21 protein-coding genes and 1 pseudogene are annotated in these 20,714 nt (G+C 40.8%); 9 read left to right on the plus strand and 13 right to left on the minus strand.

From position 1 onward, the window contains the following. Positions 1–270: 270 nt before the first annotated feature. The 7 genes and pseudogenes from E4T88_RS18760 to E4T88_RS06885 form a co-directional block, all read right to left on the minus strand. Positions 271–1,548, minus strand: a pseudogene (locus E4T88_RS18760) (lytic transglycosylase domain-containing protein); the annotation flags it as partial. A 26-nt stretch (positions 1,549–1,574) separates the two neighbouring features. After that, positions 1,575–2,273, minus strand: a complete 699-nt coding sequence (locus tag E4T88_RS06860) for a DUF5683 domain-containing protein (RefSeq protein WP_135104728.1) — start codon at positions 2,271–2,273, stop codon at positions 1,575–1,577. A gap of 26 nt (positions 2,274–2,299) precedes the next feature. After that, positions 2,300–3,208, minus strand: a complete 909-nt coding sequence (locus tag E4T88_RS06865; protein ID WP_135104729.1) for a ParB/RepB/Spo0J family partition protein — start codon at positions 3,206–3,208, stop codon at positions 2,300–2,302. Positions 3,209–3,242: 34 nt separating this feature from the next. Next, positions 3,243–4,007: a ParA family protein gene (locus E4T88_RS06870; RefSeq protein WP_135104730.1), complete on the minus strand. Its 765-nt coding sequence runs from the start codon at positions 4,005–4,007 to the stop codon at positions 3,243–3,245. Between the two features lie 152 nt (positions 4,008–4,159). Beyond that, positions 4,160–5,323, minus strand: coding sequence for a glycosyltransferase (locus E4T88_RS06875; protein WP_135104731.1), 1,164 nt, complete (start codon positions 5,321–5,323; stop codon positions 4,160–4,162). Beyond that, positions 5,324–6,283, minus strand: a complete 960-nt coding sequence (hemH, locus tag E4T88_RS06880) for a ferrochelatase (protein ID WP_135104732.1) — start codon at positions 6,281–6,283, stop codon at positions 5,324–5,326. 81 nt (positions 6,284–6,364) lie between these two features. After that, positions 6,365–7,339, minus strand: coding sequence for a type I phosphomannose isomerase catalytic subunit (locus tag E4T88_RS06885; RefSeq protein WP_135104733.1), 975 nt, complete (start codon positions 7,337–7,339; stop codon positions 6,365–6,367). Between the two features lie 258 nt (positions 7,340–7,597). Between E4T88_RS06885 and E4T88_RS06890 the strand changes: the two genes are divergently transcribed. Further along, positions 7,598–8,200, plus strand: coding sequence for a hypothetical protein (locus E4T88_RS06890; RefSeq protein ID WP_135104734.1), 603 nt, complete (start codon positions 7,598–7,600; stop codon positions 8,198–8,200). 57 nt (positions 8,201–8,257) lie between these two features. Here the strand turns inward: E4T88_RS06890 and E4T88_RS06895 are convergent, their stop codons facing one another. Genes E4T88_RS06895 through E4T88_RS06910 form a run of 4 tightly spaced genes read right to left on the minus strand, consistent with a single transcriptional unit; the run spans position 8,258 to position 11,597 of the window. Beyond that, entirely contained in the window at positions 8,258–10,264 is a 2,007-nt protein-coding gene (locus tag E4T88_RS06895) for an alpha amylase C-terminal domain-containing protein (RefSeq protein ID WP_135104735.1), read from the minus strand. Positions 10,265–10,312: 48 nt separating this feature from the next. Continuing rightward, positions 10,313–10,759: a NanQ anomerase/TabA/YiaL family protein gene (locus tag E4T88_RS06900; RefSeq protein ID WP_135104736.1), complete on the minus strand. Its 447-nt coding sequence runs from the start codon at positions 10,757–10,759 to the stop codon at positions 10,313–10,315. A 14-nt stretch (positions 10,760–10,773) separates the two neighbouring features. After that, positions 10,774–11,172, minus strand: coding sequence for a DUF805 domain-containing protein (locus E4T88_RS06905; protein ID WP_135104737.1), 399 nt, complete (start codon positions 11,170–11,172; stop codon positions 10,774–10,776). Between the two features lie 20 nt (positions 11,173–11,192). Next, positions 11,193–11,597 (minus strand): DUF8479 domain-containing protein, encoded by a 405-nt coding sequence (locus E4T88_RS06910; RefSeq protein WP_135104738.1) that lies wholly within the window; start codon positions 11,595–11,597, stop codon positions 11,193–11,195. A gap of 164 nt (positions 11,598–11,761) precedes the next feature. Between E4T88_RS06910 and E4T88_RS06915 the strand changes: the two genes are divergently transcribed. From E4T88_RS06915 to E4T88_RS06940, 6 genes are all read left to right on the plus strand, one after another. Continuing rightward, entirely contained in the window at positions 11,762–13,915 is a 2,154-nt protein-coding gene (locus tag E4T88_RS06915; protein ID WP_135104739.1) for a M3 family metallopeptidase, read from the plus strand. 98 nt (positions 13,916–14,013) lie between these two features. Further along, positions 14,014–14,580: an elongation factor P gene (gene efp / locus E4T88_RS06920; RefSeq protein ID WP_135104740.1), complete on the plus strand. Its 567-nt coding sequence runs from the start codon at positions 14,014–14,016 to the stop codon at positions 14,578–14,580. A gap of 130 nt (positions 14,581–14,710) precedes the next feature. Next, entirely contained in the window at positions 14,711–15,409 is a 699-nt protein-coding gene (gene radC / locus E4T88_RS06925; RefSeq protein ID WP_135104741.1) for a RadC family protein, read from the plus strand. A gap of 21 nt (positions 15,410–15,430) precedes the next feature. Further along, positions 15,431–15,982, plus strand: a complete 552-nt coding sequence (locus tag E4T88_RS06930) for an SMI1/KNR4 family protein (protein WP_135104742.1) — start codon at positions 15,431–15,433, stop codon at positions 15,980–15,982. 95 nt (positions 15,983–16,077) lie between these two features. Continuing rightward, complete coding sequence (locus tag E4T88_RS06935) at positions 16,078–16,392, plus strand: metal-sulfur cluster assembly factor (protein WP_006843372.1); 315 nt, start codon at positions 16,078–16,080, stop codon at positions 16,390–16,392. Positions 16,393–16,402: 10 nt separating this feature from the next. Further along, positions 16,403–17,209 carry a UDP-2,3-diacylglucosamine diphosphatase gene (locus tag E4T88_RS06940; protein WP_135104743.1) on the plus strand — a complete coding sequence of 269 codons (807 nt, stop codon included), beginning with the start codon at positions 16,403–16,405 and terminating at the stop codon, positions 17,207–17,209. Between the two features lie 66 nt (positions 17,210–17,275). On the opposite strand, the gene E4T88_RS06945 is transcribed toward E4T88_RS06940, so the two are convergent. Beyond that, positions 17,276–17,755: an outer membrane beta-barrel protein gene (locus E4T88_RS06945; RefSeq protein ID WP_135104744.1), complete on the minus strand. Its 480-nt coding sequence runs from the start codon at positions 17,753–17,755 to the stop codon at positions 17,276–17,278. A gap of 400 nt (positions 17,756–18,155) precedes the next feature. Here E4T88_RS06945 and E4T88_RS06950 point away from each other — a divergent pair, with 400 nt between their 5' ends. Then, complete coding sequence (locus E4T88_RS06950) at positions 18,156–18,503, plus strand: CidA/LrgA family protein (RefSeq protein ID WP_135104745.1); 348 nt, start codon at positions 18,156–18,158, stop codon at positions 18,501–18,503. Beyond that, positions 18,500–19,198, plus strand: a complete 699-nt coding sequence (locus E4T88_RS06955; RefSeq protein ID WP_135104746.1) for an LrgB family protein — start codon at positions 18,500–18,502, stop codon at positions 19,196–19,198. Before E4T88_RS06950 ends, E4T88_RS06955 begins: the two co-directional genes overlap by 4 nt. Before the next feature lie 72 nt (positions 19,199–19,270). Here E4T88_RS06955 and E4T88_RS06960 read toward each other — a convergent pair whose 3' ends face one another. Further along, positions 19,271–20,404 (minus strand): NAD(P)-dependent alcohol dehydrogenase, encoded by a 1,134-nt coding sequence (locus tag E4T88_RS06960; protein ID WP_135104747.1) that lies wholly within the window; start codon positions 20,402–20,404, stop codon positions 19,271–19,273. Between the last annotated feature and the right edge of the window lie 310 nt (positions 20,405–20,714).

A 20,714-nucleotide genomic window follows, 5' to 3' on the forward strand; every position in this document is an offset into this window, starting at 1 on the left:
TTTCGTTTTCTGAATCTTTAGTTGCTTACCGGCTATCAGGCTATTGCTTTTTATATTGTTCCATTTCTTTAGCTGAGCCACTGTTGTTCCGTTTTTCTTTGCTATCCCTGCCCAAGTATCACCTCTGCGAACTTTGTAGTATGAGGTTACTGTTTTGGCTTCGGTTTTTTTGACGGTATTTACCGACTTATTGCTAGTGTTGTCCGAGCTTTGGGTATTGGATGCCAATACTGCTTCGCCTGATTGTTGCTCTGCCTTTTGCGGAACTTCACGATATATTTTCAGGCGTCTGCCTACTGTCAGTTTGTTAGAAGACAGGCTATTCCATTGTTTTATCTGATTGGATGTTACTCCGTATTTGCTTGCCAGCTTAGATAGTGTGTCTCCTCTTTTTACCCGATAAGTAATTGTTTTGGAGCCGGATGTGCCTCCGCCAACTACGTCTAATCCTGCAACTTTGCGGTGCGGCATCAGTTCTTCAAACTTATGAGCGTATATTGTATCCTTGTTCTCGATAAATGCAGATACCTTTTGTATTGGCAGATTCAGTGCATATCCTTTGTATTCGCCGGGTATTATGTCGCTCTTAAACTGAGGGTTGAACTGGCGCAAGTCGTCAACAGATACATTTATTATATCGGCAATTTGCTGGAAGTGCACGTTTTTATTAATCATCAACGAGTCCATCGATGCCGGATTGCTGCATTCTATAGGGCAGATATTATGATCGTTGTAATAATTCATTATATATGTAGCAGCAATAAATGCAGGTACATATCCTCTGGTTTCGCGGGGCAGATAAGGGTAGATGGCCCAATAGTCGGTTTGTCCGCCACTGCGTCGTATGGCTTTGTTTACATTCCCGGGTCCGCAGTTGTATGCAGCGATTACAAGATTCCAGTCGCCATAGATAGAGTATAAATCTTTTAGGTATTTGGCAGCGGCATTTGTCGACTTCATCGGGTCGCGGCGTTCGTCTACCAAACTGTTTATCTCCAGATCGTACATCTTTCCGGTACTTGCCATGAATTGCCAAAGTCCTGTTGCTCCTACTCTTGAGCGGGCAATAGGATTGAGTGCTGATTCTATAACGGGCAGATATTTTAGTTCGAGAGGTAATCCTTCACGGTCGAGAGCTTCTTCGAATAGAGGGAAATAAAACTTTCCTTCACCCAGCATGTAGCTTACCTGATTTTTTCTACGTCCTGCATACATTTCTATATAGCTTCTGACTACGGGATTGAATACCATTTCCATCTTGGTGGGCAGGCTATACAAGCGGCGTATGTAGATTGAATCGTCAAAAACGATTGGCAGGTCGCTTAGCGATTTGCAATCGTCTCCATATTTAACATTCTTACTCCATGTAGACAACAACTGGTCGTAATTTTGCTCCATGTCTGCAGGGAAAACAATCGAATTGTCTGTGATTGTGTCGCGTAATGCGAGAGATTTGCGATTACTTTGCCCGACGACTGCGAGTGAGCAGCCAATAAGAAATCCGGTAAATATAATTTTTCTCAGCATAAGTGTTTTTTTATGATACATAGCAAGGGATAGGAACCCTGCTTAGTTTAAAAATTTATAATACATTGAAGCCCGAAAGCGGCTTTAGAATAGGGTGTCGGTATCCAGATCATGGGTTCAATCCGCATGGATAGATCCGGAGACATATCAAAATCATATAATTGAGCATCGACATACGCGTCGATCATACATAGTGCATATACTCCAACCGAAGCAATAATAGCCAAGTCGCGATTTCTCCTGAAAAAGTCTTTCTGACGCTTAAATCTATCGATCCAAACTTGCTTATTTGCTTGTACATCTTTGTTACTGATAAAGTTCAGATAGCTCGTTCCTGTGCCCAATACAAGGTCTTTATAAGCCTGCGAATACTCGTTGTACCGTGCTCCATTCCATGTTATGGCATAGGTAAGTCCTAATGCGCCTCCATAGATAATGGGTAGTTTCCAGTATTTGCGGTTATAAATTTGCCCTGCTCCGGGAAAGATAGCCGAGTATAAGACTGCCTTTTTAGAGTCAGGCTTAAACTCAGGTTTGCCAATCGTAATTATAGAATCGGCTAATACCACTACAGGTTTTTCGCTTATCAGCGGAGATACGGTATCACTCTTGATAGCGTTTTCTTTTGCTTCCCGCCGTGCATTTTTGAGAATGGTAGAATCATTTGGAAGTGCCTCCTGAGCATTGCTACTCAGACAAAAGTTCCCTAAAACGCAACACAAACCAATTATTAACCCCTTCCTCATATAGATATTACGGAGAATACTTCGTTTTATTTTTTTAATTGGTCAAAAATAGCTATAATTTTTTCCAGATCTTCTTCCGACTTGAAAGGGATGCTTATTTTCCCTTTTCCTTTTTCGTTGCAAGTCAGTTGAACCTTTGTAGAAAAGAATTTTGATAAATGGTCTTTCAACAATTCAAATTCTTCGGGAGTCGCCTTTTTTATCCCCGCTTTTTTTACGGTTTCTACTGCTTTCTCTTCTTTAAGCAGATCTTCAAGCTTTTCTCCCTTGCTGATAGCTCTTACGTATTCTTCTACTTTGCGCACCGACAGTCCTTCTTCAAGTATCAGTTCGTATACTTCGAGCTGAGCCGCAGGGTCTTCGAGAGTGACAAGTGTACGGGCGTGTGCCATATCTATCTTCTTGTCTCTGATGCCCATTTGTATTTCAGCCGGAAGCTTCAACAAGCGCAGGTAGTTGGCTATTGTTGTCCTTTTCTTTCCTACACGTTCGCTCAGTCGTTCCTGTGTAAGATCATATGTTTCTATCAGATTCTGATATGCCAAAGCTATTTCTATCGAGTTGAGGTCTTCACGCTGGATATTTTCCACAAGGGCCATCTCCATCACATTTTCGTCCTCTGCCGTTTTTATATATGCAGGGATTGTAGTCAGGGAGGCCATGAGTGAAGCTCTGTAGCGACGCTCTCCGGCTATGATCTGATATGAGTCTTCGTTTATTTTTCGTAAAGTAATTGGCTGTATAACACCTATCTGCCGAATAGAAGATGCAAGCTCTTGTAATGCTTCGTCATCAAAAATACGTCTTGGCTGATCGGGATTAGCCTGTATCTTCGATAATTCTATTTCGTTGATAGAGGAAGAGCCTTCGGTCTTTACTTCGTCAATGGCAATCAGTGCATCGAGTCCTCTTCCTAAAACCATTTTTTTAGCCATAATTGTTAGTTATATATTCTACAGAAAAACAAAGTTAAGAATTTTTCTCAATAAGCTCTTGCGCCAGCTGCATATGATTGATCGCTCCTTTGGATGCTGCATCATATACCAATACCGGCTGAGCGAAACTTTGCGATTCGCTGAGCTTGATATTTCGCTGTATAACGGTAGTAAATACCAAGTCTTGGAAGTGGTTTTTCACCTCTTCATATATTTGGTTTGCCAAGCGCAAACGGGCATCGTACATCGTGAGAAGGAATCCTTCTATTTCCAATGCCGGGTTTAGCTTGTTCTTTATTATCTTTATTGTATTCAGTAATTTGCTGATTCCTTCGAGGGCGAAATATTCGCACTGCACGGGTATGATGATAGAGTCTGCCGCTGTAAGCGCATTTACTGTAATCAGCCCCAATGACGGAGAGCAGTCGATGAGTATAAAATCATAATCGGCCTTCATGGGAACTAACACTGCCGCTAGTTGTTTTTCCCTATTTTCTATATTCAGCATTTCCAGTTCGGCACCTACCAGATTGATGTGCGAAGGCAGTACATCAAGGCGTTCTATGTCGGTCTTTACGATTGCATCTTTGGGCAATGCTGTACCGATAAGGCATTCATAGATCGTTTTGTTTACTTTCTTTATGTCTACCCCAAGTCCGGAAGATGCATTTGCTTGAGGGTCGGCGTCTACTACCAGTACCTTTTTTTCGAGTGCTGCCAACGATGCCGCCAAGTTGATTGTGGTGGTGGTTTTTCCTACGCCACCCTTTTGATTAGCTAATGCTATAATTTTACCCATAGAGAAAGTTAATAATAAAATTTCCGAGGACAAATTAAATAAATAAAAATAGGATTTAGAAGTTAAATATGTGTAACAAGATATTTTTTGTTGAAAAGTCAGGCAGATTGTTAATAAAAGCCGAGCGCATTTATCTGCTTGTACACCAAAAGCTATGAATTAACAGCCAATAGTTTTTCCACGCTTTTCAGCCAGCCCTGATAGTCGAATCGGGCAACAGCCTTGTGGAGGTCTGCACTGTATTTAACGGATAGGGTAGGGTTGTCCAAAACCATCTTCATGCCCTGATAAACCCCTTTGGTACTATTGTCTACAAGGATGCCGTATTTGCCTCCGTCTACAATGTTGCCGGGGCCTCCGCAGTTGGTCGTTATCACAGGTGTTTTTAGTGCCATCGATTCGAGTAAGGCGAGTGAAAAGCTTTCTCTCTCTGATACACATAGCGACCATTTGCACTGTAATATATAAGGAAAAGGATTGTCTATTCGTCCTTTCAGCGTGATAATATCCTGCAGGTGTGATATTGCAATGGAATCTTGCATCGATTGGCTATCCATGCCTTCGCCTATTATATATATATGGAAATCATACCCTTCTTCTTTTAACCTCCTTGCTGCGCTAATCAGTCTGTCGGTACGCTTTTCGGGAGAAGTGCGTGTCAGTAATATGAAGTTGGTTTGTCCTTGCGGCAGGGTTTCTATCGTTTGTTTCGATTTTTCTATCGCTTTTGTAAGGTCTATAGCGTTGTATAATACCCGTATGTCCTGATTGGGGCTTGTTTCGTTGTGCAATACAGAGAGGTATGCATTTTTGGCTGCATCCGACACACATACTATTTTATCGAAATGGTTGTATGACGCTTGTACAAGCTTTAATTGCTTCTTGTTGAGCCATGCCGAGAATTTATCTCGCAAAGAATCTGTTTCGTATGTGCGTTTATATAAAATATTGTGTATCCATAAAATTTTGGATAAACGCATCTTGCTGAATATACGAGCAAAGAATGTTTCTTTGAAACAAACGATCTGGTCGTAGTCAGATTCTTTTATGCCTTTCCATTTCGCAAACAAGCGGGGAAAGAATACCATAAAATTCTCTCCCAACTTTTTTTTCAGGTGCGATGTATTCTCTTTGTATATATACTTTATAGTAATGGATTGTGATATTTCTTCGATCAATATATTCTTGTCCGAAGGCATTGGCAAAAGAAGCGTGATCACACACTTTTTACCTGCCAGATGATTGAGCAGGCTCACCAATAGCTTTTCGGTTCCGCCTGTTTCCATGCCATCGTTGAAGAATAAAATACGTTTCATCTAAGAAATTATTTTAGCTACAGCTTCTACCCAATGCGGCTCACTGTTGAGGCAAGGGATATATGTAAGGTCTGTACCTCCTTGTTTTAGGAACAGTTCTTTTGTTCTTATATCTATATCGTATAATGTTTCCAGATTGTCGGCAGCAAAGCCCGGAGCAACCACCAGCAGTTTCTTCTGACCTTCTTCTGCCAGTTCTTTTACTATTTCATCCAAGTCGGGGCCCAGCCATTTCTTGCCCATCGCCGAGTGGTAGGTTTGGCGGGTTTTCTTGGTGTCGATACCCAGCTCCTTGATCACAAGCCTCACCGTTTCTTTGGTTTGGTATACGTAGTCGAATTCTTTTCCTTTCTTCCAGCCTTCTTCTACATGGTCGAGCGGAAGGCTATGGAAACTGAAAATAATTTTGTCGTATTCTTTTTCGATATATGGTCGTATACTTTCGGCTAAAGCAGAAATATAGGCAGGATGATTGAAGTACGGCTCTATAAATTTTAGTCTGAAAGGGTACGGACGTTTAAAAAACTCTTTGCCAACCTGATCTACCGCTGTCTTGTACGATGATTCTGCATACTGTGGAAACAGTGGGAACACAACCACCTCGTGCAATCGGTTATTCTTGCTCATCAGGTAATCGAGTGCGGCAGTTGTATCGGGTTGTCCGTATCTCATGGCGGGTTCGGTGGGTAGGCCAGTGAGCTCTTCCAGCTTTTCGGACAATTGTTTTGCCTGATGTATCAATGGCGAGTCGTCGAGCGAATTGTCCCAAATGAGTTCGTAATGCGCTGTAGAGCTGAACTGACGGAGCGGAATAATAATTCCGTTGACCAAGATAGGTCGAAACCAATCGGGAACGGTCATCACATAGGGGTCTGAAAGCATCGATCGGATAAAGAATTTTACATCTTTTCGTTCACATGTCTTCGGACTGCCTGTATTTACTATTAATACTCCTCTCATTTTTCTTCTAAAAAAGACACCATACACTCCCGAAAAGGAAAATATGGTGTCGCGTTATTATATAAATATCTTATAAACTAACTATACATATGTTTCCAAAAGTAGGACATTGCCTTCGGGGCTGATGCTTACGCTTTGTGTGTCGGCAGGGATAAGGATTGTTTCGCCTTGCTTCACACTCAGGTCGTTGCCTTTATTGTCTCGTATATTGCAAGCACCTCCCATACAAATATAAGCAACAAATGAGTCATTGTCACTATAGTCTCTTGTAATATCTTTGGTAAGCTCAAGCAGATTGGTTGTGAAGTATCTGCACGATTCCAATTCTACCGGTTGATTTTCCTTGCGTGTGTATGCTGTTTGGTAGCTGTCGTACAATTTATAATCGATAGCATCTTTTGCCAATTCGGTATGCAGTTCGCGTCCGTTACCGTTGGCATCTTTACGGTTGTAGTCGTAGATGCGGTATGTGATGTTCGATGTTTGTTGTATTTCGGCGATGAATGTTCCGGCGCCGATTGCATGAACACGTCCGGCAGGCAAGAAGAATACATCTCCTTTTTTAACGTCATGTTTTGCAAGGTAATCTACAAATGTATTGTCTTCAATGCTTTTTACATATCCATCGGGAGTTATTTCTTTTTCGAATCCCGAATATAGGAATGCGCCCGGAGCAGCATTGATAACATACCACATTTCGGTTTTCCCGAAAGAGTTGTGTCTTTTCTTTGCCAGTTCATCGTCAGGATGTACCTGTATCGACAGATTGTCACGTGCATCTATAAACTTGATAAGCAAAGGAAATGTAGTGCCGAACGTTTCGAAATTCTTCTTCCCGAGCAACTGCTCTTTGTATGTAGAAATAATTTCGTCGAGGCTTTTGTTTTCCAACGCACCGTTGGCCACTACCGAAACGTTGCCTTCCACGCTTGATATTTCCCAGCTTTCGCCGATCCCTTCCTGAAGCGGGCTTACGTTTTTAAACTTACATATTTCGTCTCCCCCCCAGATGATGGATTTGAGGATAGGTTTAAATTTTAATGGGTATAAACTCATTTGGTTGAAAATTTATTTTTGTGATTACACGGAATATCCGTGATTGCGATTAATCTATTTTCGTGATTTCCGATCAGTATACTTACGTTTATTGTATGCTTTTCAAGAAATCAGAACAAAAATAGTCAATCTTTTTATTATTATCCGTTATTATTTAATTTACCTAAATAAGTGCAATCTTTATTTATAAAAATTTAATATATTCGTAGAAACTTACTAAGCACACAAACTTACAGTTACACGATAATAGAGTATGCTATGAATTTTATTTTTGGAACAAGGGGAACGTCTGCTTCTCCTATTCACACAGGACAGTCATGCCCTGCATGTGGTAAGGAAGATTCTATTCTGATGATGCCATATCAGCGTTATTTTCATCTGCTTCAGATTCCTTTATTTCCCACAACTAAACACTTCATTCCTGTTTGTTGTTCATGCGAAACATCGTTTACTATTCAACAATTTCCCGTGACGGACGAAATTCGCAATCGGTTCAGAACTCCTCGGTGGATATTCATTATGCCATCTGTGCTCGCACTACTAGTCATCTTTATTTTTGTATGGGTTGTAGTAAACGCTATATCCGGCGAGATTGATATAAAAGACAAGGTAGAGAATCCACAGGTAGGTGACGTTTACTATGTGAGGTACGACAAAAATGAATATAGCCTGATGAAGGTTGCGTCATTTACGGTCGATTCTATTTATTTTTATTTATCTCCCGGTAGAGCCGAAGATAGAGGGCTGGATATGCTGCCCGGAGTTGATGTTTATGATACAATCTTAAAGAAGGGTTTTTCGAAGAATGAACTGAAATATAATTCGGTGAAAGAAGTGGTAATATTGAAGATTGAAAGATGAAAATTGCCTTAAAGATAGACTCCTTCTACCTTTAAGGCAACTTGTTTTATCTGATAGCTAGTCTATTTTTCTCAGTACAAAAGCTGTACGCGCAGGTATATACAACTTGAGCCAGCCTTTTCCGTCTTTGTGGTATAGCTCGTCATGTAAAGTGAAGTGTTCTATACTGTCGTCCGTCAGGCCATTACCTCCAAAAGCGAGAGAGTCGGTATCGAGCACCACCTGATATTTTCCTTCGGGAGCAAGAAATCCATAGTCATAGAACGATTGGCTCGGGTTGAAACTGAAAACAAATATCAGATTGCCACGCATGTAGGCGAGCACCTGATCTTCGTCCTTATCCCACAGCCTTATAATAGGTGTTTGCTCAAATTTCTTTTCCGATTTTAGAAGCGAAAGCATGGCTTTATCAAAGTCGCCCAAATAATGATAGCGCAGGTCTTTGTTGTCGGCCAGCCACCATTGTCTGCGGGCATATTTGTGCGACCATCCATTGCCTTCGCGAGGGAAGTCAACCCATTCGGGATGCCCGAATTCGTTACCCATAAAGTTGAGGTAGCCGCCATTGATTGTTGAGGCAGTTGCAAGGCGTATCATTTTATGCAGCGCTATTCCTCTGTCGGTGGCATACGAGCTGCCGTAATGCTTCGACATATACCAATACATGTCAGAGTCTATAAGTCTGAATATTATTGTTTTGTCGCCTACCAATGCTTGGTCGTGGCTCTCGGCGTAAGAGATTGTTTTCTCTTCCTCACGGCGATTTGTCAGTTCCCAGAATATGCTTGTAGGATGCCAGTCTTCGTCTTTTCGCTCTTTGATGATTTTTATCCAGTAGTCGGGTATGTTCATCGCCATGCGGTAATCGAAGCCGTATCCGCCGTCTTTTATCTTCGTTGCCAGTCCCGGCATGCCGCTTACTTCTTCGGCTATGGTAATGGCATTAGGGCGTACTTCGTGGATTAGCTTGTTTGCCAATGTAAGGTAGCAAATGGCATCGTCGTCTTCGTTGCCGTTGTAGTAGTCCTCATAGCCGCTAAAGTTATCTCCCAGTCCGTGCGAGTAATAAAGCATAGAGGTGACACCATCGAAACGGAATCCGTCGAAGTTGTATTCCTCGAGCCAAAACTTACAATTGGAAAGCAGAAAGTGTATGACCTGACTTTTTCCATAGTCGAAAATCAATGAATCCCAAGCCGGATGCTCGCGCCTGCTGCCTCCATGAAAATATTGGGTGTAAGAGCCATCGAATCGTCCCAGTCCTTCTTTTTCATTTTTTACGGCATGCGAGTGTACGATATCCATAATCACGGCTATACCCATCGCATGCGCATCGTCTATCAGATGCTTTAGTTCGTCGGGTGTGCCAAAGCGTGAAGATGCCGCAAAAAAGCTGGAGACGTGATATCCGAACGACCCGTAATACGGATGCTCCTGTATAGCCATTATCTGAATGGCATTGTAGCCGTCTTCTTTGATACGGGGAAGTACATTTATTCTGAACTCTTCGTATGTACCCACTCTTTCGTCTTCTACAGCCATCCCTATATGGCACTCGTAAATCAAAAGGGGATTCGTGTTGGGCTTAAATTTTTTTGTGCGAAACTCATAAGGTAGCAACGGGTCCCACACCTGTGCGCTGAATATATGAGTATGATGGTCTTGTACTACCCTGGTTGTCCATGCGGGGATACGTTCGCCCTCGCCACCATTCCAACATACAATAAGTTTGTACAGGTCGTGGTGTTTTATTTTGTCCAGAGGCAGTTCTATTTGCCACTCACCGTTACCGTTTGGTTGCAGTCTGAATTCTTCAGTTTTTTGCCAGCCGTTGAAATCGCCTATCATATAGATCGCGGTTGCATTCGGGGCCCATTCTCTGAATATCCACGACGTTTCTGTTTTGTGAAGCCCAAAATACAGGTGTCCTGAGGCAAATTCAGAAAGAGTGATCTTTCCGTTGCAGGTAAGGTCGGCCTCTCTTTTCTGGATATATTCATAACGGCCTTCTATCGCTGCTGCATAAGGTTCTAACCAAGGGTCGTTTTTAATGAGTTTAAGCATGTCTGTCAATTGTTAATTACAGTTCGTCTCCCAAAGTGGGGGAGGAACTTATATTTTTATTTTTACCACTACTTTTCTTACCTGTCCTTCGCCTATACAAGGGGCATGCCCATCTTCTGGGAAGAATATAAGAAAGTTGCCGGGTAAGACTGTTATCTGTGTTTCAGTTTTGTCGTCAAAGAACTGAATGTCTTTTTCTTCATCAAAGTTGCCAATAGGATGCGTCAGGTCTTGGTGAGCTTTCCACCCGAAGGTTTCAGGCCTGCTTATTGGCAGTTGTATATCTATATATTTGTTGTGTGCCTCCGGCTTCGCATTGTCGGCGGCTCTCAGGTCGCTGTCGCTTATCATAACAAAAAGGTCTTTGCCTTTTAGCTCTGTTTTAGTCGGTTCAGCTTTCGAGAAATCAATCGATTTCAGATAGTCGAATGCCTGTTTAAACAGCGGGTGTAGATGTTCGTATTTTCCTGAGTTTTCTAATTTGTCTAATATCATTTTTTTATCTTCTTTTACTCCTGTTCGGGTACTCCTATATTGTCTATCATATCTTCTACACTTTCGTTGCCTTCGCCTTTGGGATTAAACCCATATTCATTTTCGCCATAATCACTTCCTGCAAAAAGCATCCAAAAAGCATAGAAAGGGACGAGCTGAAACCATCCGCTATTACCTCTGTCGTGACATCTTTTCGCTCCTTGTGCAATCAAAAACCAATAGGCTGGTATCAAAAGAAGGAAAATGATAAGAAAACTCCAGTTTACATCCTCAAGTATTCCAGACAAGGTAAGAATGAGGACAATCGTATAATAGTATGCTACATAAATAAGATAACTAAGTCCATATTCTAATCTGCGGATACGTCCTTTTGCAGAAAAGGGATTTTGAAACATGCGTTGTTTGTCTTCCATATTTTATTTTGTAATTCTTTTTATTGCTTATACTCCTGAGGTGTTATGATTGTAGAAAATATATACTTCCCATTTTGGTCGTTGTATATATACTTTACGGTAATACCGTTATCTCTGAATATTTTTAAGTCGGGATTTGTTTTCAATACCTCCAAAAGCTGCGGCTTCAATTGTGTTTTGAAAGTAGTGGTATCACTTATCACCACTTGTAGTATGGTAAGATGATACTCAAAATTACTACTACCTACAGCAACGCATTTATCTAGGCGAGTCCACTGATCCAATGTCTTAGGACAATCTTTGTTTGTCTCGGCAGCTATTGCCTGCAACTTGCTTTCTATACTGCCTGCACATCGGGTGAATGAAAAAATGCTAATTAGCAGAAATGTGCAAATAAGGTTTCGGCTACTTAGAAGTTTGTTCATGGATTCTTAAATTTTATAAACCATACAAGTTTAAGAAAATTAATCGGATTATCTGTTAATTCCGCTGTTTTTTATTGTGGAAGCCGATTAAATGTTTCTCCTTAACGTTATTTTTACTTACTTTTGTCATAAAATCTAATCATTCACACGATTAACTTATTTGTATGAAGAAAATTTTATTTATTTTTAGTATTCTAATTATGGTTTATTCTTGTAACACTACAAGCAATAAGGATGGGAAAGATAATCCTTTCTTTTCCGAATTCGACACTCCGGAAGGGGTTCCTCCTTTTGATAAAATAAAAGCAGAACATTTTATGCCTGCTTTCGAAGAAGCAATGAAGCGTCATAATGCCGAGATTGATTCTATCATCAATAACCCCGAAGCACCTACTTTCCAAAATACAGTAGTGGCTTTGGACGAGTCGGGCCGGATGCTTGATCGGGTAGGTTCTGTATTTTCTGTAATGACGGGTACAATGTCCGATTCTGTGTATCAGAACATAGAAAAAGAGATTACGCCTTTACGTACCGAGCACTATGATAATATCAACTTCAACGAAAAGCTTTTTGCACGTATCAAAACCGTGTACGACGATAGCCTGCAAGTAAAGACCCTGACAACAGAGCAAAAGATGTTGTTGGATAAAACATACAAAGGCTTTGTCCGTTCGGGTATCCTGCTCGATGGTTCGAAGCAAGCACGTTTGCGTGAGATCAACAAAGAATTGAGCAACGCATCGCTTAATTTTAATCAGAACCTGTTGAAAGAGACAGATAGCTACCAATTGGTAATAGACAAAAAAGAAGATCTCTCGGGACTTCCTGAGGATGTGATTGCCGCTGCAGCTAAAACAGCAAAAGACAAAGGGCTGGAAGGTAAATGGGTGTTTGGTCTGAGCAAACCAAGCTGGGAGCCGTTTTTGCAATATGCCGACAATCGCGCGCTTCGCGAAAAACTATATAAGGCGATGTATATGCGTTGTGATAACGGAAATGAATTCGACAACAAAGAAAACATCAAGAAGATAGTTAGCCTCAGACTCGAAAAAGCAAATATGCTAGGCTATAAATCACACGCCGACTATGTGCTCGAAGAAACAATGGCTAAGACTCCTGAAAATGTGATGGGGCTGCTAAACAATATATGGAAGTATGCTTTGCCGCAAGCTCAAAAAGAGGCTGCCGAACTTCAGGCTATTGCCAAGAAAGAAGGACATGATATCAAAATAGAATCATGGGACTGGTGGTACTATGCCGAAAAGCTTCGTAAAGAAAAATACGCATTGGATGAAGAGGCTTTGAAACCTTACTTCAAAGCGGATAATGTGCGTGAAGGTGTATTTGCTGTGGCAAACAAACTATATGGCATTACATTCAAGCCGAAAACAGATATACCTGTATATCAGCAAGACGTAAAAGCATATGAGGTAAGTGATGCTGACGGTTCATTTATCGGAATCATTTATTTCGACGATTTTGCACGTCAGGGTAAGCGTCCGGGAGCATGGATGAGCAGCTTCCGCAAACAGGAAGTATATAAAGGTGAGTTTGTTTATCCATTGATCTACAATGTGGGTAACTACAATCCTCCAACAGATGGCAAGCCGGCACTGTTGACTCTCGATCAGGTGGAAACGATGTTCCACGAATTCGGACATGGATTGCACGGATTGTTATCTAAATGTACTTACAACGGCGTGTCGGGTACATCGGTTGTTCGCGACTTTGTAGAGCTGCCTTCTCAGATCATGGAGCACTGGGCATTTGAACCGGAAGTGTTGAAGATGTATGCAAAGCATTATGAAACAGGTGAAACTATTCCTGCCGAGTTGATACAAAAGATTCAGAATGCGGGTTACTTCAATCAAGGATTTGCTACCACTGAACTTGTGGCTGCTGCAATTCTGGATATGAAATGGCATACCCTGACCGCTTCTTCTCCAAACTTTGACCCTAAACATGGCGAAGGTCTTGAAAAACTGAACGTAGATAAATTTGAGGCAGATGCAATGAAAGAAATCGGCTTGATCTCCGAAATAATACCTCGATACAGAAGCACGTATTTCCAACATGTATTCAGCGGAGGTTATTCTTCGGGATATTACAGCTACTTGTGGTCTGAAGTTTTGGACTCTGACGCATTCCAGGCTTTTGTAGAAAAAGGAAATATTTTTGATCAGGAAACTGCAAAATCGTTCCGTGAAAACGTATTGTCGAAAGGCGGATCGGAAGAGCCAATGGTATTGTACAAAAAGTTCAGGGGCGCAGAACCTAATCCGATTTATCTGTTGAAGAACAGGGGATTTGTAAAGTAATAAGTTCTAAGTTGTTTGTTAACTGATAACTGTTGGCTGATAAATGTAATTTATTATCTTTGCAACTCGAAAAAAATAATAACAATAAAATACAATCAATGGCAACTACTGCAGATATAAGAAACGGTATGTGCATCGATATCGATGGACAATATTATGTAATAATCGAATTCCTTCATGTGAAACCGGGTAAAGGTGCCGCATTTGTACGTACAAAAATGAGGAGTGTAACTACCGGACGCGTTCTTGAAAGAACATTCAATGCCGGAGTGAAGCTGGATGAAGTGCGTATCGAAAGACGTCCGTATCAATTCCTTTACCAGGACGATATGGGGTATAACTTTATGAATACCGAAACTTTCGAACAAATATCACTTGCAGGGGATATGATAGCCGGGGTGGCTTTTCTTAAAGAAGGAGATATGGTAGAGATACAGGTTCATGCCGAAACAGAAACTGTATTGACAGCCGAAATGCCTCAGAACGTTGTACTTTTGGTAACGTATACCGAACCCGGACTCAAAGGCGATACTGCAACCAATACGTTAAAGCCGGCTACTGTAGAAACAGGGGCTGAGGTGCGTGTTCCACTCTTTATAAACGAAGGAGACAAAATTAAAATTAATACAGCCGACGGCTCGTATGTAGAAAGAGTAAAAGCATAGTAATTATTAGTTTTATAGGGGATAAGGTCAGTTTTCAAAACTGACCTTATTTTTTTTATGAAAAATATTTTATATTCAAATTTTATGTATATTTTTGAAGTTGAATGGATCTAGGAGACAAATAACCTACATGAAACTTAATACGAAACTAAACATTAAGGATTGGGCTGAAGAAGACCGACCCCGCGAAAAGATGTTGTTAAAAGGGGTATCGGCACTTTCTGATGCTGAATTGCTAGGTATACTGATCGGTTCGGGCAATAAAAGCGAAACAGCGGTTGAGCTGTCCCAACGGATTTTACATAGCGTTTCCAATAACCTGAACACTCTGGGTAAATTGGAAATAAAAGACCTTATAAAGGATTTTAAAGGAATAGGAGAAGCGAAAGCAATAACAATAGTGGCGGCACTGGAATTGGGAAAAAGAAGGAAATTGTCTGAAGCCCTTGTCAGTCCGCAAATTACGTCCAGTAAAGATGTGTATGATATATTTCATCCGATATTAGCAGACCTAAAGCATGAAGAAGTATGGGTTTTGTTCCTTAACCGGGCTAATAAAGTGGTGAAAAATATACAGATAAGTAAAGGTGGTTTGACCGCAACAGTAGTGGATATCCGTCTGATAATGAAAGAAGGTATCCAATCCTTAGCCTCGGCTATGGTACTGTGTCATAATCATCCCTCGGGAAACACTCAACCGAGCGACGATGATGATCAGATTACAAAGCGGCTCAAAGAAGCAGGACATATTATGGATATCCGCCTGCTCGATCATATTATTGTTTGTGACAACTCATATTACAGCTATATGGATACTGGGAGATTATAGAAGAGCAAAATAAGTATAAAGATGAAAACCGCTATTACACAAAACTCAATTGTAGAGCAAAGTTGGCCTCGTATAGAGAGCTATTTATTGAAACGAGGCGTGAAACCTGATGCAGTATTACTACCCGGGGCAACGCAAGAACAGATAGGCTGGGCCGAGTCTGTGCTTGGTGTAAAGTTACCCATCGATTTTCTCGAATTTTATAAAATACATAACGGGCAGATACCCAATGCGTATGGTATCGTTAACGGTGAAGAGTTGATGAGTCTTGAACGTATTGTAGAAGAATGGGTAATCTGGCAACGTCTGGCTACTGTCGGAGCCTTTGATGATGCGATGGCAAATGCAGACGATGGCGTACAAGAAGTGTGGCATAGTCGCTCGTGGATACCTTTTACCGACGACGGTTTGGGCAATCACTTGTGTTTAGATATGGCTCCTGCAAACAGGGGATCGCGGGGTCAGATAATTCGTATATGGCACGATGATACCGGTCGATTCAGGCAAGCACCATCTTTTGGCTCTTGGGTTGCTAATTTTGCATACGACTTGAACCGGGCGATGTTCGTATAATCATCTTTTTTCATTATTTTTGTACCTCTAACAGAGGGTGATTGTAAACATTATATGCCAAAGAATGTTTATAACTCACATACAAAAAATGAATTATGAGTGATTTATTACAATTAGAAAGCAAAATAGTAAACATGTTGAAGACTGTTTACGACCCGGAAATACCAGTCAATGTTTACGATCTCGGACTAATCTACGAAGTGGATATAGACGATGATAAAAATGTAACCATCACAATGACGCTGACAGCTCCAAACTGTCCGGCAGCCGATTTTATACTCGAAGATGTAAGATATAAAGTGCAGTCGGTTGCGGGAGTCAATAATGTGATCGTAGATCTTACTTTCGAGCCCGAGTGGAACAAAGATATGCTTAGCGAAGAGGCAAAACTTGAGTTAGGATTTTTATAAAACACAGGCGGTGGGAAAGAAAGTTTATTTTTTATCCGATGCCCATTTGGGTTCAGCTTTTCATAAGAAAAAAATGGATAAGCAACAGATGATGACATTGCCATCTGTAAAAATCAAAGAAAGTTATTTCCCACAACATGAGGTGGAGCGCAAGCTGTGTCGTTGGCTTGATATGGTAAAGCAAGATGCACAGGCTGTTTATCTGTTGGGTGATATCTTCGACTACTGGTTCGAGTACCGGAATGTGGTTCCGCGTGGATTTGTCCGCTTCTTGGGCAAAGTAGCCGAGCTTACAGATATGGGGATAGAGGTGCATTTCTTTATCGGCAATCACGATATTTGGGTGACCGACTATTTACAGAAAGAGTGTGGTATGATTGTTCATGTTCAGCCTTTGGTGAAAGAAATATTCGGCAAAAAGTTTTTTCTGGCACATGGAGATGGCTTAGGAGATGATTCCGCATCATTTAAAATCCTGCGGTCTGTTTTCCATAGCAAAATATGCAGAAAAGCTTATGCCGCTATTCATCCCCGTTGGACAGTAGGCTTTGCGCAATGGTGGTCGAACCACAATCGTGAGAACGACGAGATGCCGGACTATTTTGGTGAAGATAAAGAACACTTGGTGGTCTATGCCAAAAATCATTTGAAACTGGCTCCGAATATCAACTTCTTCATCTTCGGACATCGGCATATAATGCTCGATCTGATGATCTCTGCTACCGGCAGGGTCGTGATATTGGGCGATTGGATTAAGTTTTTCTCTTATGGCGTATACGATGGGGAGAACTTTTCGTTAGAGATGTTTGAAGAGTAGAGGGTTAAATAATAGACAAAAAAAAGGGAGAATCTTTATTCTCCCTTTTTTATTATTTATAGATATTTAGAATCTGATTCCATAACCAAGCATGAAATACGCAGGGTCTTGATGTTCTACAAATGTATATTTAAACTCGAAGTTTAGATATCCATTATCTGTAATATCATATTGTCCACCCGCTCCAATATTGATACCGAAACTAGTATCACTAGCACTTACTCCACTAACTGAAATACGGTTATTCAACATTGCTCCACCCACAAAAGGATAAAGAGCTAGTCCCTGTACACCTTCTATAGGAAATACGTAATGCACATTGATGTCAACATCCAATCCTGTAATATTATTATTTGGAACAAGGAATGTTAACCCCGGAGCGATGCGGATATTGTTTGTTAGAAAATAACGACCTTCGACCCCTAAGCCTAGACGTTCAAATTCTGTTTGGTAACCTAACTTGGGCATAATAGCTTTCGACCCTTGTTGTGCTTGCACTCCGATTGCCAATAAGGCAAACATAAAAACGAATAATACTTTTTTCATATACAATTATTTAATAAATTATTATACAATAAAATATACTTTAAATATTTAAAATTAAGATTTGATTATTTTTTTCAGATTGTAATGTGCTACGGTTAAAAAATTTGTTCTGGTTTTAATTTTTTATTTAATGTTATTATTGTGTCCTTTTTAAATCCCTTTTAACAAACAAACGCACAAACATAATATAAAGTTCACAAATATTTGTGCTTTTAGGTTTGTTTTTTCTAAATAAAAGCGTTTTTGATAAATATTTACAGCCTTTGAAATGACTTTGAAATCTACATAGTTAAATAATACTTAGGGAGTTTACTCTGTCTGAAAAATTAAAGTAAGGTCTGATAGCTTATCAATAAAAAACATCTAACTTTGTACCCGAGTTAATTAGAAGGTTATCGTTATGAAAATGATAAAAGGTATCTTTATCATTCTCCTGTTTTATTTCTTGGGACAAGGAATCAGTTATCTTATTCAAGGATTCGTTCCCGGGAATATCATCGGAATGATTTTATTATTCCTCAGTCTTTACTTCAAGGCTATCTCTCCCGACAATGTAAAAGACGTAGCAAATGTGTTTACCCGCAACATGGCAATATTCTTTATTCCTGCCGGAGCAGGCTTATTGGGTGCGTATGGTGTGATCAGTAAATTCTGGATGTCTATACTCATCGTTTGTTCGGTGAGTACGGTATTGGTTATTGTGGTTGTCGCTATTGTTCAACAACAAATGGAACAAAGAAGAAAATGAGAGCACTATTTGAATCCACAGAATTTACGCTTCTCCTTGTTTTTGGCAGCTACCTGTTCGGACAATGGGTTTTTAAGAAGACACGCATCGCTTTGTTGCATCCTATGATTGTTGCCATTGCTATTATTATAGTATTCTTGAAGGTGACAGGTATCGATTACCGGACTTTTGAAGAGAGCAGTCGGTTTGTTAGCTTCATGCTCGGGCCTTCCGTTGTGGCGTTAGGCTATATCCTATACGAGCAGTTGGCGTACCTCAAGGGCAATGTAATATCCATCCTTACTTCTATCTTTATGGGTAGCATTGTGGGGATACTCAGTGTGGTACTATTAGCGAGAATAACAGGAGCCGATCAGATGCTTATCCATTCTCTCGAACCCAAATCGGTGACTACACCCATTGCGATGAGTATTGCCGAACAGTCGGGCGGTAATGTATCACTTACGGCGGTGATTGTGCTTTTCTGCGGTATATTCGGAAGTATTATCGGACCACCTATATTACGTTTGCTTGGTATCAAAAGCAGTGTTGCCAGAGGCTTGGCTATGGGAGCTTCTTCACACGGAGTAGGCACGGCCAAAGCAATGGAAATGGGGATGATAGAAGGCGCATTGAGCGGGCTTGCCATCGGTTTGATGGGGGTAATGACTGCATTGCTGATACCGATATTGCACCAGCTGTTTGCTTCATTATAGAAAAAGGCCGATAGGATGAAAAATCCTTATCAGCCTCCAAGCATAAATAGCTTATTGAATTCAGCAAAACTCTTATCTCAAAGATGATATGTCTATAACGTAACGGAATTGAACTTTTCCGGCCAGTACATTTTTGTATGCTTCATTTACTTGCTGTATCGGTATAATCTCTACCATCGGGTAAATGTTGTTAGCGACCGAGTAATCCATCATTTCCTGTGTCTCGCGTATGCCGCCGATCAACGTTCCATATATTTTCTTGCGTCCTTGCAGAGCCCACGTTTGAACAGATGGCATGTCTTTGATAGCCGGAACACCAATCAGAACCATTGTACCATCAACTTTTAGCATCGACAGATACGATTCTACGCTGAACGAAGCAGGGATCGTACTCAAAATGAGATCGAATGTACCTTCCAGACCTTTCGATTCGTCTGCATTTTTTGTGTTTACATATCTTACCGCACCCAGTTTGGCGGCAGCCTCACGTTTATCTTCGGTAATGTCGAAAACAGTAACTTCGGCTCCCATCTTAATGGCATATTGCACAGCCATATGTCCCAATCCTCCAAAGCCCGCAACAGCAACCTTATCGCCCGCCTTCACCTTATTATATTTCAAAGGCGAATAGGTAGTAATACCTGCACATAGAAGAGGAGCTATTTTTTCGAGAGGAGCTCCTTTCGGTATGGTTATCGCAAAAGCTTCTCTGACAACGATGTTGTTTGAGTATCCGCCTTGCGTATATCCGTCACCTTCCTTGCTGCTGTAGGTATAAGTAGCCCCTTTGGTACAATATTGTTCTTCACCCGCTTTGCAATAGTAACATTCTCCGCACGAGTTGACCATACAACCCACACCTGCATAATCTCCGACTTTGAACTTAGTAACATTCTTGCCTGCTTTCACTACCTTGCCCACAATCTCATGTCCCGGAACAAGCGGATAGGCTACTTGCCCCCAGTCGCCTTTAACGGTATGTATATCTGAGTGGCAGATACCCGAATACAGTATCTCTATCAGAATATCATCATCGTTGAGGTTTCTGCGTTCAAATTCGTAAGGGGTAAGAGGAGCGGAGGGATCTGTTGCAGCATAAGCTTTTGTACAGATATGCCCATCATGTTGGTGATCGCATTGAGCATTCAGGTGAATGACTCCGAAAATAAACATAGCGACGAAGCTGCTAAGAAATTGTGTCTTCATGATGATTGTCGATACTTTAAAGTGATAGACTAAAATGACCGTATACATAATATGATCGTTGAGAAAAGAAAAACCCTAAAGGAAAAATCACTTTTTTTATACCGGAGATTTGAAAATATTCTTGTCTTATTTTACTTGTTAAAGACAAAAGATACTCCCTATCGTCAGTATGACTGAGTGGAGGTGATCTGCGGTGATAATGTTTTAGGTTACTTATAATATCAGGCAGTTCTTTTTTTGGTTACCTTTGCGATGATTAGAAATACAATCTCGGTTAAAAAAAATAGTTTTCAATTTATAACTCAAAATA

Source organism: Dysgonomonas mossii (assembly GCF_004569505.1).
GTDB lineage: Bacteria > Bacteroidota > Bacteroidia > Bacteroidales > Dysgonomonadaceae > Dysgonomonas.